11 protein-coding genes are annotated in these 12,215 nt (G+C 61.6%); 2 read left to right on the forward strand and 9 right to left on the reverse strand.

Annotated features, from left to right (window positions below; all coding sequences use genetic code 11):
* Positions 1–163 precede the first annotated feature (163 nt).
* A complete protein-coding gene (locus IC761_RS22395; protein ID WP_195798799.1) occupies positions 164–1,417 on the reverse strand; it encodes a DUF805 domain-containing protein in 1,254 nt (417 codons plus the stop codon).
* A 1-nt stretch (position 1,418) separates the two neighbouring features.
* Positions 1,419–2,507, reverse strand: coding sequence for a TRAP transporter substrate-binding protein (locus tag IC761_RS22400; RefSeq protein WP_195798800.1), 1,089 nt, complete (start codon positions 2,505–2,507; stop codon positions 1,419–1,421).
* A gap of 384 nt (positions 2,508–2,891) precedes the next feature.
* On the opposite strand from IC761_RS22400, the gene IC761_RS22405 reads away from it, so the two are divergent.
* Complete coding sequence (locus tag IC761_RS22405) at positions 2,892–4,280, forward strand: YncE family protein (protein ID WP_195798801.1); 1,389 nt, start codon at positions 2,892–2,894, stop codon at positions 4,278–4,280.
* 171 nt (positions 4,281–4,451) lie between these two features.
* On the opposite strand, the gene IC761_RS22410 is transcribed toward IC761_RS22405, so the two are convergent.
* Complete coding sequence (locus IC761_RS22410; RefSeq protein ID WP_195798802.1) at positions 4,452–4,847, reverse strand: hypothetical protein; 396 nt, start codon at positions 4,845–4,847, stop codon at positions 4,452–4,454.
* A 307-nt stretch (positions 4,848–5,154) separates the two neighbouring features.
* Positions 5,155–5,667 carry a lipocalin-like domain-containing protein gene (locus tag IC761_RS36165; RefSeq protein ID WP_195798803.1) on the reverse strand — a complete coding sequence of 171 codons (513 nt, stop codon included), beginning with the start codon at positions 5,665–5,667 and terminating at the stop codon, positions 5,155–5,157.
* Positions 5,668–5,902: 235 nt separating this feature from the next.
* On the opposite strand from IC761_RS36165, the gene IC761_RS22420 reads away from it, so the two are divergent.
* Entirely contained in the window at positions 5,903–7,282 is a 1,380-nt protein-coding gene (locus tag IC761_RS22420) for a transposase (protein WP_195798804.1), read from the forward strand.
* 399 nt (positions 7,283–7,681) lie between these two features.
* Here the strand turns inward: IC761_RS22420 and IC761_RS22425 are convergent, their stop codons facing one another.
* From IC761_RS22425 to IC761_RS22445, 5 genes are all read right to left on the reverse strand, one after another.
* Positions 7,682–8,146, reverse strand: a complete 465-nt coding sequence (locus IC761_RS22425) for a cupin domain-containing protein (protein WP_210338480.1) — start codon at positions 8,144–8,146, stop codon at positions 7,682–7,684.
* Positions 8,147–8,485: 339 nt separating this feature from the next.
* Positions 8,486–8,830 carry a YunG family protein gene (locus IC761_RS22430; protein WP_195798806.1) on the reverse strand — a complete coding sequence of 115 codons (345 nt, stop codon included), beginning with the start codon at positions 8,828–8,830 and terminating at the stop codon, positions 8,486–8,488.
* A gap of 408 nt (positions 8,831–9,238) precedes the next feature.
* Entirely contained in the window at positions 9,239–10,330 is a 1,092-nt protein-coding gene (locus IC761_RS22435) for a TRAP transporter substrate-binding protein (protein WP_195798807.1), read from the reverse strand.
* 204 nt (positions 10,331–10,534) lie between these two features.
* Positions 10,535–11,671, reverse strand: coding sequence for an Mrp/NBP35 family ATP-binding protein (locus tag IC761_RS22440; protein ID WP_195798808.1), 1,137 nt, complete (start codon positions 11,669–11,671; stop codon positions 10,535–10,537).
* Positions 11,672–11,724: 53 nt separating this feature from the next.
* Positions 11,725–12,162, reverse strand: a complete 438-nt coding sequence (locus IC761_RS22445; RefSeq protein ID WP_195798809.1) for a VOC family protein — start codon at positions 12,160–12,162, stop codon at positions 11,725–11,727.
* Between the last annotated feature and the right edge of the window lie 53 nt (positions 12,163–12,215).

Below are 12,215 nucleotides of genomic sequence, written 5' to 3' on the forward strand. Positions count from 1 at the left end.
CACCATTCGCCTCGTTTCGGCCAGTAAAAAGGCGGGTCCCACCCGCCGTTTCGTCCCTCTGTCAGGTTCGCGTAAGCTGGCGAGGACGAAGGTCCCCGTCAGGTTACAAGACCAGTCGCCGATGCTGTAGCAATCGAAAGCATGGCCGGCACACCTCGCAATTCTAGGCCGGCAGGTAGCTGCCGTCGGGTGGGATGACAGGTGGCCCATAGGGATTGTCGGGGTCGCCGCCACGCTTCGACAGAAGCCGGACCAGCAGGACGAGGCAACCAAGCCCCTGCACGGCTGGAAACAGCGTGAATGGATTGACAAGCATGATGGCGATCATTTGCGGATTCACCACCATGGGAAGGACGGCGAAAACTGCCATCAGTGATGTCAGGCCGAACGGGAAAAAGGCAATCCACCAGCCTCTCTGATTCAGATCGTGAAGACGCCTGATCGTCGATGCCGTCAGGAACATGTTCACGAACACGCTGGCCAGCGCGGTCACCGACATGATCACGCTCGCGAGCATCGGCACCGAATGTTCGCCGGGCCGGACGAATCTCGGCACGCTTAACGGGATGAAAAAACTGAGAACGATTGTCGATCCAAGAGCAATTGCCAGGTGCAGTGCGAAGGTTCGACGGTCGAGGCGACCCTCGCAGCTGGTGGCAAGATGCGCAAATCTCAGAATTGGGTTCGCGCTGCGCACGAGGTAATCACCGCTTGGGAGCACGGCAAGCAATGCGCCAAAGGCAAATTCGATCCAGAATGGCGGTGTCATGACCGGCGACGTCGCAGCCGCCAACGGCCAAACCATCAGAAAGCCGTTCGCGACGGCAAACAGGAGCAGCATCCAGAGCGGGCCGAACGGGAAAACCAGCAGCCATACACCTGAGAGACCGAGTTCGCGCAAACGTCGTCTGGTGAAGAACACGAGCGGTCCGCCAGCGATGACAAGACCAATGCCGAGCAGCAACGGGCGCAGCAGCGAGCGCAATATCGCCAGCGCCGGATCCGGACCTCCGGCCACCGAGGCTCCGATGATCTTGCCCGCCGTGAAGGGCAGGACCGCAATCACCGCGGATGAGATGACGAGCGCGACCAGGAAGGCAAACCGGCCAGATCGTCCGTGCCACAAATCTGAGAGCGCCATGGGCGTGCTGTCCTCAACTGTCTTGGCTGCTGAACGGAGATCAGAGCGTTCCTGAACGGCGAGAGCTGGTTCGAACGCGCCGCAAATGGCAGAGCGGACCGCACGCTGCGACCGATTCCATTGCGAAATCGTAAAGGTTGCACCTACGATTTCACACTCGCCCTGGGCGGGGTCGAAAAGTTTTCGGATCGCGGCACAGATGGTTAATGTCCATTGATTGCGGCACGCAAAAAGCCCCGGAGCTTTCGCTCCGGGGCTTTCGTAATACAGATGCAACTCAGCTCTGCGAGTGACGCGCCATGAAGATGTCGTAGCCGACCTCGGCGACCTGGAACCAGGCGTAGCTGTCGCCGGTGAATTTGGTGAGGGACTCGTACACCTTCTTGAAGTTGGGGTTGGTCGCCGAGACCTCGTCGTGCAGCTCCTTCGCCGCCCTGTAGCAGGCGTCCATGATCGGCGGCGAGAAGGCGTGCAGCTTGGTGCCGTTGGCGAGCAACTTCTTCAGCGCCATCGGATTGGCCTGATCGTAGCGCGCCATCATGTAGTTGTTGGCGTAATGGCCCGCCTGCGTGAGCGCGCTCTGGTAATATTTCGGCAGCGCGTTCCATTTGTCGAGATTTACGAAAGCGAGCAGCATCGGGCCGCCTTCCCACCAGCCGGGATAGTAGTAGTGCGGCGCGATCTTGTAGAAGCCGAGCTTCTCGTCGTCATAGGGGCCGACCCATTCGGCGGCGTCGATGGTGCCCTTCTCCAGCGCCGGATAGATGTCACCGCCGGCAAGCTGCTGCGGCACCGTGCCGAGCTTCTGGAGCACGCGGCCTGCGAAACCGCCGATGCGGAATTTCATGCCCTTGAGATCATCGGGCGTGTTGACCTCTTTCCTGAACCAGCCGCCCATCTGGCAGCCGGTGTTGCCCGCGAGCAGCGAGACGACGTTGTAGCTCTTGTAGAACTCGTTGAGCACTTCGCGCCCGCCACCCAGCATGTACCAGGCCTGGTTGATGCGCATGTTGGGGCCGAACGGCACCGACGAGCCGAAGGTGAAGGTCGGGTCCTTGCCGAAATAGTAGTACGAGGCGGTGTGGCCAATTTCGCAGGTGCCGTTCTGCACGGCGTCGAGCACCTGGAGGCCCGGCACGATCTCGCCGGCCGCAAAGGTCTGGATCTGGAATTTGTTGTCGGTCGCCTCAGCGACCATCTTGGCCATCATCTCGGCACCACCATAAAGCGTGTCGAGCGATTTCGGCCAGCTCGTCGGCATACGCCATTTGATTTCCGGCATCGACTGCGCAATCGCGGGAGCCGCGAGCGTGGCGGCACCGGCCGCACCAAGTCCTGTGACCTTGATGAAGTCTCTTCTCTTCATGATTTCCTGCCCTGATGGATGATGGACTGTAAAGCCTTCTTGCCGAGGCTTGGGGCCAGCATGACGCAACGCCCGGCCGAATGCCATCGTCATCGCACTGCGGCATGGAAAAAGGCCGGCCCTCTCAGCGCTAGCGCATAACTCCATCCACGCGTCGTTGCTTCGCTGCGCTCGCAATGACGGTGACCCTGACTACGCCTTGAATGCTTCGTCCCGCCGATTTGCCGCGACGCGTCAAACGCGCCTTTCGAATTCTCCTTCGAACTTCTCTTCCCGTTCGATCGCCCAGAGCGTGTACCGTTGTACACTTATCGTCATTGGTAGTATCGTTCGTTCGGGCCTGGGGCGCGCAATGGCAACTAAATTCCCAAGGGGAGGATTAGCATGTCTAGAAACTCGCGGGCCTATGTCTATGCCTCTGCGGCAGCTGGGCTATTGTCGGTTGCGTCTACGAGTTCGTTCGCCGCGCCATGCACCGGTCCGGGGGCGCCGACCACCACACAGACGAAATGTCTGACGGCGATCCAGATCCCCGGAATCCCGCTGCAATCGTTCGACATCAGCTGGGTCAATCCGAAGCGCGCCGAAATGTATTTCGCCGATCGCTCCAATGCCGGGATCGAAGTCATCGATACAAGGAGCCTGACGTGGAAGCGGTTGCTGCCCGGCTTCGTAGGGGCTGTCCACAATGCCAACGGCACCGTCAACAACAACATTTCAGGACCGGACGGCGTCGTGAGCCATGGCCGCTGGTTGTACGCGGGCGACGGCGACAGCACTCTCAAGGTGTTTGATCTCGATGGGGCTTCGACCGCCGTGGCCAGCATTGCGACCGGCGGAACCACGCGGGTGGACGAAATGGCCCTGACATCGCATGGCAAGCGGCTGCTCGTGGCCAATAACGCCGAGGATCCCCCCTTCGCGACGCTGTTTGCGGCAAACGGGAACGCCGCCAAGAACCACGTCAGCATCATTGCCCGGATCATTGTTGATCAGGCGATCATCCCCGCGGGTGCCGGGCTGTCGCTCGAGCAGCCGAGTTGGGACCCGACGACGAAGCGCTTCTTCAACTCGATACCGATCATCGCCAACAACCCGGCCGGATGCAATTACGGGCAGCTGTCCGGGCCGATCACCTGCCACGGCGGCGTCCTCGTGATCGATCCGAAAACCGTGACGGGGCCAACCACGCAACTCGGTGCATTCGATCCGGCAACCAACACCGGCGTCATCGCGCTCAATGGCTGCTCGCCGAACGGGTCCACGGTCGGTCCGGACGACAGGATCCTGCTCGGCTGCACGCCGCAGAACAATCCGAACGACGTGATCCAACTGGTGATCAACTCGGTCAACAAGAAGCAGACCCCCATTGCCAACATCACCGGATCGGACGAGGTATGGTTCAACTGGGGCGACGACCGCTACTACACGGGGTCAAGCCGAAACTGCAAGGCGTTCCCGCCCCCCGGCGGCAACTGCGCCGCCGTGAGCCAGCAGCAGGCCGTGCTCGGCGTCATCAATGCCAGATCCAACCAGCTGATCGAGACCATTCCGCAAAGCTCCAACTCGCATTCGGTGGCGGCCGATTCCAAGCGCAACCTGATCTTCGTTCCACAGGTTGCACCGGCGTCGGTCGTCATCGGCGGCGACACGACCTCCGTTGGCGCAGGCCTTTGCGGCCAGGCCACCAACGGATGCGTCGCGGTCTTCCAGCACAAGATCGAGGGCAAGGATGACGACGACGACCGCGACGACGACGAAGCGGAATTCTGAGAGCCGACGCGACTGGGAACTCAGCGCTTCAGTTGACGAATGCATCACGACGAGAGGCCGGGCAAAGCCCGGCCTCTTTCAGCAGCTCGGGAGTGCCTTGTCGAAGTGCCTCGCCGCGGCGAAGATCCGCGATCGCGCCGCCACGCCGACGGACCACTAATCCGCGCGCGGTCAGTCGGTGCGCCGGACGTGCTTCGCCGGATGGGTCGGCGGCGTATACACGGTCGCCGGCACCGCGTTCGGCGATGACGCGCCGAGCACGACCACCTCGAGCCCGTCGCTGCGGGTCTCGATAAAGTAGTTGTAGCCATCGAGCACATGCGCCACGACGCGGCGCAGCGGGCCCTCGAACGTCGCGGTCACGCTGTCGCTTCCCGCGGAGATGCGGTAGCGGAGCGCAAAGCGCTCGCTCAACGCCGCGAGGATCTCGTCAATTGTTGCATTGTGCGCCTCGACGCGCACGTCGCCTGCCTGTCCTTGCACACGAACTTCGGCACGGAGGGAATTGACCGGAAGCGCCGAAAAGATCACCCCGGCGATCAACGCAGCAGGCTTGAGGCTTCGCATTGGCGGGTTTCCCCTTGCCAAAAAACCCTAGCACCGGCCGGACCGGTGTCAACGCGGGATGAAAAGGAACCGTCAGCGCGACGACGGTCGCGCCCTGCCGCAAGGCATGCTCCACTTCCGAGTTGGATCAAAAGCGGTCTATCGCCTCGGAGCGACCCAACAACAGCTGAGGGCCACCAGCGGCGATCACGCTCGGGCCACGCTATGTCCGGTTCATCCCGACGAGCCGGCCTAAGCATCGACCATGCGGTCTTCGGCAATGGGCCAAAAAGCAGACGAACGCGCCGACGAACGGGTTCTCAGATCGTCATTTCGCCCGTTTGAATACTAGCTCCAACGTGATGCCCGCCGGGGTGCGTGGATTTGTAAACTTCAATTCTTCGTCGGTGATCGATCTCACGATCCGACGTTGATTTGGTGTTCCGACCAAGTTCGGAAACGAACTCGTCTCGATGTTGACGTGAATCGTCTTCGCGCTCTCGTCCACTGTGTATGTCCCAGTGTAGGCAACGACACCTGACGCAATAGCCATGGCCTCGTCGGGGGAGGGACGCGCAGAGTCGCCCGATGCATACTTTGGAGCGTCGGAGCGGACAGTAATGAAATGGAAGCGACTGTCTGCGGTATAGGTGACAGCGCCTTGTAGCTTTGGTCGCTCTACGGCACTGCCATCCTCACGGGTCCCGGTGCTGGACACGTAAATCCAAGTGCCCACCAACTGGTCTCTCAGAGACCTTCCTTGAGCAATGCTACCGTCCGGGAATGCTACAGCCGAAATCAACGCCGCCGCACAAAGTCCAACTGCACAACGCCTGTTCATGGGGCGCCCCTGCTTTTTGCCAACGCCGGCAAGATTACTCGGCACTCCGATTGCCAGCAATGGGTCACAAGCGGCGATCACGCTCAGGCGGAGTGATGTCCGGTTAGTCCCAGTGAGGCGACCTACGGATCGGTCAGGCGGTCTTCCGCAACGGGCCGATTTTGTTGCAGAACCCTTGAGGAGCGGAGCAAACCGTGATTCCGTGAGGTGAAGCGGCCATCGACGGAGCGTTTCGATGATGGGGCGGTGCAAGAGTGAGCAGGGTCAGCTGTTCTATGCGTTCGACCTCGAAGCCGTAGTACCGGACGACCATCAGGTTCGGCAGATTGCGGCAGTTCTCGATCTCTCGTGGGTGCGCGCAGAGCTTGCGCCGCACTACTCCAACACTGGTCGGCCATCGGTCGATCCGGAGTTGATGATCCGGATGCTCATCCTCGGATACGTATTCGCGATCCGCTCGGAGCGAGCATTATGCCGCGAGGTCCAGCTCAACCTCGCATATCGCTGGTTCTGCGGTCTTGGCATAGAGGACAGAATCCCGGATCACTCGGCATTCACGCGCGCCCGCAACGAGCGCTTTCGCGATCATGATGTCTTTCGTCACGTCTTCGAACATGTCGTCGTTTCGTGCATCAAAGCTGGCCTTGTCGGCGGCGATGGTTTCGCCGTCGATGCCAGCTTGATCGCGGCGGACGCCAATAAGTGCCGCTCGACCCCGGGCGACAAATGGAGCCACGACATCGACCCGATGAGGGCCAGGCGCGCCGTTCAGGACTACCTTGCCAATCTCGACGATCCGGCATGGGGTCGTGCGACCGACGTCGTGCCGAAGTTTGTCGCGCCGTCCGACCCAGCCGCGCAGTGGACTGGCGCACTGCGCAGCGCCGCGTTCTTCGCCTACGCCGACAATTACCTCGTCGACATCAAGTTCGGTATTATCATGGATGTCGAAGCGTCCCGGGCGATCCGCCAGTCCGAGGTTGGCGCATCCCAGACGATGATCGAAAGGACTGAGAAGACGTTCGGCATCAAACCCGACTGGCTCGTCGCGGATACGGCCTACGGCGCGGCCCAAAATCTCCACTTCCTGGTCGATGTGAAGGGGATCGCGCCCCACATCCCGGTGATCGACAAGTCAAAGCGCGACGACGGCACGTTCAGCCGCGACGATTTCATCTATGACGAGGCGCGCGATCAATGTATCTGCCCCAGCGGCAAGATCCTGCCGCGCTCAAGTGGAGCACGCGGACCACGCGGGGATGACGCTATCTCGTATTTCTCGCGCGTCGCCGATTGCCGCGACTGCCCGCTCAAGTCCAAATGCTGCCCAAACTCGCCTAGCCGGAAGATCACACGCCACGTGCATGAGGCAGCGCGCGATGTCGCCCGCGCGATCGCCAAGACGCCTGCCTACGATCAGACCCGACGAGATCGCAAGAAGGTTGAGATGCTGTTTGCGCACCTCAAGCGGATTCTGCGGCTCGGCCGCCTGAGGCTGCGTGGCCCGGCCGGCGCGCGGTTCGAATTTACGCTTGCAGCAATCGCTCAGAACCTTCGTCGCTTTGCCAAGCTGGCGCTCCATCCACCCAACACGGCCGCACCGTGCGTTGCGTAAGTGGCGTCCGTCGCGTTGGTTGCGTCAAACATCAGTGCCCGGGGGCGTATCCGCAGCCCATGCCGGGCAGGCGGCCGAGAGATCGCGAGCCCAAATTTTCAGATCTCGGCCTCGGCTGAGAGCGTCGATCCTACCGACTTCTGCAACAAAATCGGCCAACAGCAGAAGTGTCGTCGAGTGTAAACGGGGACGAGCGGTTGGGACCGAAGCGCTCACCCTTTTTCTATTTCGAAGCTGGAGCATACTCCAGCAGGCCGCTGCGCGGAGTCTTCCCCCGTGAGGTTGGTCAGGCCCGGCACCGGCTTACGGACGGCGTCCGGGCCGCTCCAATGGGATCATCTTCGTTGGAGCAGAAGCGGCCCAGCGTGTTAGCTCTTTTGGGAAAATGCTCGAGTTCGCCTACTTGTATTTTGTACCATATTTGAGACTGATCGCGTCGATTTGCTCCCGCGTCAATTCCCTTCGCGGCTCGCCGGGTCGATTGCAGGTTTCGCGGAAGAACGCATCCAAGCCGGTGGGCGTGACGATCCAAAGGAGCAGCAGCTCACTGTCCGGGTTCGCGAATCCGTGCCACGAGTTCTTCGGGATGAATATCGTCGAACCCTTCTCGAAGGGATGACGCACGTCGTTGAGTATAAATGTTCCGCTTCCGTCTAAAACGTAGAAAGCTTCGTCCGAGTCAAAGTGTATGTGGATCGGAATGCCAGCCCCTATGGGCACCTGCTGAGTGCCGCAGGCCACATTCTTGGAGCCTTTGATGGGATCAACCTTAATGATGATACTGCCTGGATTACGATAGTGAATGAGATGTTCGCCCTCGGCTACGCCCAGCACGTATCCATGCGCTTCGGTTTGAGCTTTCACTTCACCCTCCAGTAACGTGCGAGACGCCAATACCTAGCCATGCCGACCAAGGAATGATCGCCCGCCTTTTCGGGAAATGCGAGCATAGCTCTTTAATGGGCCAAATGTCTCAGTTGGGTCAAAGGCTGCCGTCGGGCTCTTGTGAGCTGATGTCTGCTATCGGCTGCGAGCGCGCTCGATCAAGTTTCTTCCACGCGTAGCGGCACAACTGTCCCGGCGACATGAGTTGTTCCGGGCCAATGGCCCCAAACGACTTTCGCGTCGAAATCCCTGCCGCGACAACAAACATCTTTCACGTCGCCCACCACAGGCGTGGCATTGGTTGATACGGTCCAACCTTCACCTGACATAGTACTCCTGAAACGCCGCTCTGAGTTCGGCCAGTCGGTCGTTCGTTGCGCCCAGCTCTGCGTCGGCCCGATTTGCGTGCAGGTCCGCGTAAACGATCGGCTGATCGAACTGGCTCACCGTGAAGTCGTAGCTGCGGTCTCCGATCCGATTGTAAAAATGGTCGCCGGCCGGCAGCGGCGTCTTCAGCAACTCGCCACCGAAGAGTTCGTGAACGAGCAGCGACGTGACGTTGCATTGCCCCGCCGCGGGATTTTCCGACGTCCACTGGCTCGCTGTCGACAGCGACCATGCCTTGCGCAGCGCGCGCTGAACGTCATCGGGATCGAAGCTCATCGTCACCTCCAGCGATCGGCGCCATGCGACAATTTCGGATTATGCGATTATCGCATTCTGCTCCTGTTTTGCCCGACAAGTCAAACGGCTGCGTAGCTCGGCTGAGCCCAACGCTATCGGCCCGTCATTGCGAGCGCAGCGAAGCAATCGAGAATCTTCCCGCGGAGGGACTCTGGATTGCTTCGCTGCGCTCGGAATGACGATGTGGGAACATGATTGCCGCTTCCGGCCGAATTGCCGCGACGCCTCAAACTGTTAGCGGCAGCCGCAGCGCAACTTGCCGTCACCCCGCGTCTACTGTGCATGGGGTTGTTTTCCACTTTTTGTCGTGACACCCGGATGCACCAATGAAAAAGCCCGGCCTCGCGAACGAGGCCGGGCTCAATCGTCTTGCGACGTTGCGAAAGATCAGCCGCGGGTGCGCGAGCGGATCATGAAGGTGTCGAAGGTGTACTCGGCGACCTGCCACCACAGATATTCGTCGGAGCGGTAGGCCTGCATGGCGTCGATCGACTTCTTGAAGTCGGCGTTCTTGGCCGAGATCTCCGCCCACAGCTCGTTGGTCGCCTTGAGGCAGGCCTCGAGCACTTCGTTGGTGAAGGGACGAAGCTGGGTGCCGCCGGCGACCAGACGCTTCAGCGCCGCCGGGTTCTGCATGTCGTAGCGCGCGGCCATCCAGCTGTTGGCGTTGGCCATCGCGTTGGTGAGAATCGCCTGGTAGCTCTTCGGCAGCGAATTCCACTTGTCCAAATTGGCGAAGGCGTGGACGGTCGGCCCGCCCTCCCAGAAGCCCGGATAGTAGTAGTACTTCGCAACCTTGGCGAAGCCGAGCTTCTCGTCGTCGTAGGGGCCGACCCATTCGGCCGCGTCGATGGTGCCCTTTTCCAGCGCCGGATAGATGTCGCCACCGGCGAGCTGCTGCGGCACCACGCCGACCTTCTGGAGCACCTGGCCGGCGATGCCGCCGATGCGCATCTTCAGGCCGGACATATCCGCAACGGTCTTGATCTCCTTGCGGAACCAGCCGCCCATCTGGGTGCCGGTGTTGCCGCAGGGGAAGCCGATCACGTTCGACTTCTTGAAGAACTCGTTGCCGAGCTCCATGCCGCCGCCCTGGTACCACCAGGAGTTCTGCTGGCGCGCATTGAGGCCGAACGGCACCGAGGCGTAGATCGCCCAGGTCGGATCCTTGCCGACATAGTAGTAGGAGACGGTATGGCTCATCTCGACCGTGCCGCTGGAGGTCGCGTCGAGCGCCTGGAGGCCGGGGACGATTTCGCCGGCCGCGAACACCTGAATCTGGAACTTGTTGTCGGTCATCTCGGCGACGTACTTCGCCACCTGCTCGCCGCCGCCATAGATGGTGTCGAGCGACTTCGGGAAGCTCGACGTCATGCGCCACTTGATCTCGGGCGAGGACTGAGCAATCGCCGGCGAGGCCACCGCGGCGGTCGCCGCCGCGCCTGCTGCCGACACTTTCAAGAAATCACGACGCTTCATCTTCAGGTCTCTCCTTGCTGGGGTGTTTCCCCTGACTTCCTCTTTGCTGCCGCTCATTCCGGCGACGCGCTTTGGGCCGCGTCGAACCGAAGGGGGCTTCGCTGCCGTGGGCCTTTAACACGGAAGCCCCCAATCCGAAACGCGACATTGGCATGACGGGGCTCTACGAAAGTCGCATGTCCCCAACGGGCTGGCTGGAAAGGCTCAAGCGGCGGCGATGACGCCCTTGAGCTGGTCCCGGACCTGTCCCGCAATGGCGCGATAGATCGCCGCATGGGGACCGTCCGGCTCGCTGTCGACCACCGGGCTACCGGCATCGGAGGTGACGCGAATCGCCATGTGCAAGGGGATCTCGCCCAGGAACGGGACCCCGAGCTTCTCGGCCTCGTGGCGCGCTCCGCCATGGCCGAAGATGTCCGATTTCGTGCCGCAATGCGGGCACTGGAAATAGCTCATGTTCTCGACGATGCCGAGCACGGGCACATTGACCTTCTTGAACATCGCAAGCCCCCGGCGCGCATCGATCAGGGACAGGTCCTGCGGGGTCGAGACGATCACGGCGCCCTTCAGCGGCACGTTCTGCGCAAGCGTCAGCTGGGCGTCGCCGGTTCCCGGCGGCATGTCGACGACGAGCACGTCGAGGCTGCCCCATGCAACGTCGCGCAGCATCTGCGTCACCGCCGACATCACCATCGGACCACGCCAGATCATCGCGGTCTCTTCCTCCACGAGGAATCCGATCGACATGATGGCAAGGCCGAAGCGCTTGAGCGGGATCATCTTGCGCTCGCCGTCGAGCTCCGGCTTCGCGTGCAGCCCTGTCAGCCGCGGCACCGAGGGGCCGTAGATGTCGGCATCGAGCAGCCCGACCTTGAGGCCGAGGTCGCGCAGGCCGAGCGCCAGATTGAGCGCGGTGGTCGATTTGCCGACGCCGCCCTTGCCGGAGGCCACCGCGATCACAGCGGTGACGCCCGGAATCTCGGACTGCCGCGCCATCGGCGACCCACCGCCCTGCGGCGGCTTGTGGGCATGGACCGGCTGCACGCCCGGCGTACCGCGGCTTGGTGTTGGCGGCGGTGGCGGCGTGCTACCAGCCTTGCGCTCGGCGGTCAGCGCCACCATCACGGTGGTGACGCCGGGAATGGCGCGCACGGCGGCTTCGGCCTCGGCCCGGATGGATTCCCAGGCCCGCGCCTCGGCGGCATCGACATTGATCGAGAAGAACACCTTGCCGTCGGACGCGCTGATCGCGCTCAGCACATTGGCATTGGTGAGCGCGACCCCGCGGGGCGACTTGATCCTGGCGAGGCTGTCGAGAACCTGTTGCTGCGTCACGCTCAAAGCGCATCTCCTGAAGTTCAAGATGCCCCATTAGAGCGGAAACGCAGAAAAGGCTACTGCCTGCCAATATCGCCAGCCATCTCGGCGGGCGCGGCCCCCTGCTCCATCGCCGCCTCGTAATTGAGCTCGATCATGACGCCATTGGGGTCGTGGACGAAGATCTGCCAGAGGTCGCCGCCGGGTACCTGGCGGGAGTCGAATTTCATGCCCTTCGCGGCCAGCCGCTGCCTCATGCCGTCAAAACCGCGGCTGACGAAGGCGACATGGTGGACCACGCCGGAATCCGGCTTCTGCGGCTCTGGGGTCGGGGAAATGTCGACGAGGTGCACCACCGCCTTGCCCTCGCTGTACATCCAGGCCCCCGGAAAGGCGAAATTCGGCCGGGCGCCTTTTTCGAGGCCCAGCACGTCCTCGTAGAAGCGGACTGTCTCGGCCAGATTCCGGGTCCGGATGTTGAAATGATCGAGCACGCCAACGCTCACGCCGCCCATGCCTTCGCTCCCTTTTGATGCGGGTCGTTATTCGAAGCCCCTAGCACCCCATC

Origin of the sequence: Bradyrhizobium commune, assembly GCF_015624505.1 — a bacterium.
Classification (GTDB): Bacteria; Pseudomonadota; Alphaproteobacteria; order Rhizobiales; family Xanthobacteraceae; genus Bradyrhizobium; species Bradyrhizobium commune.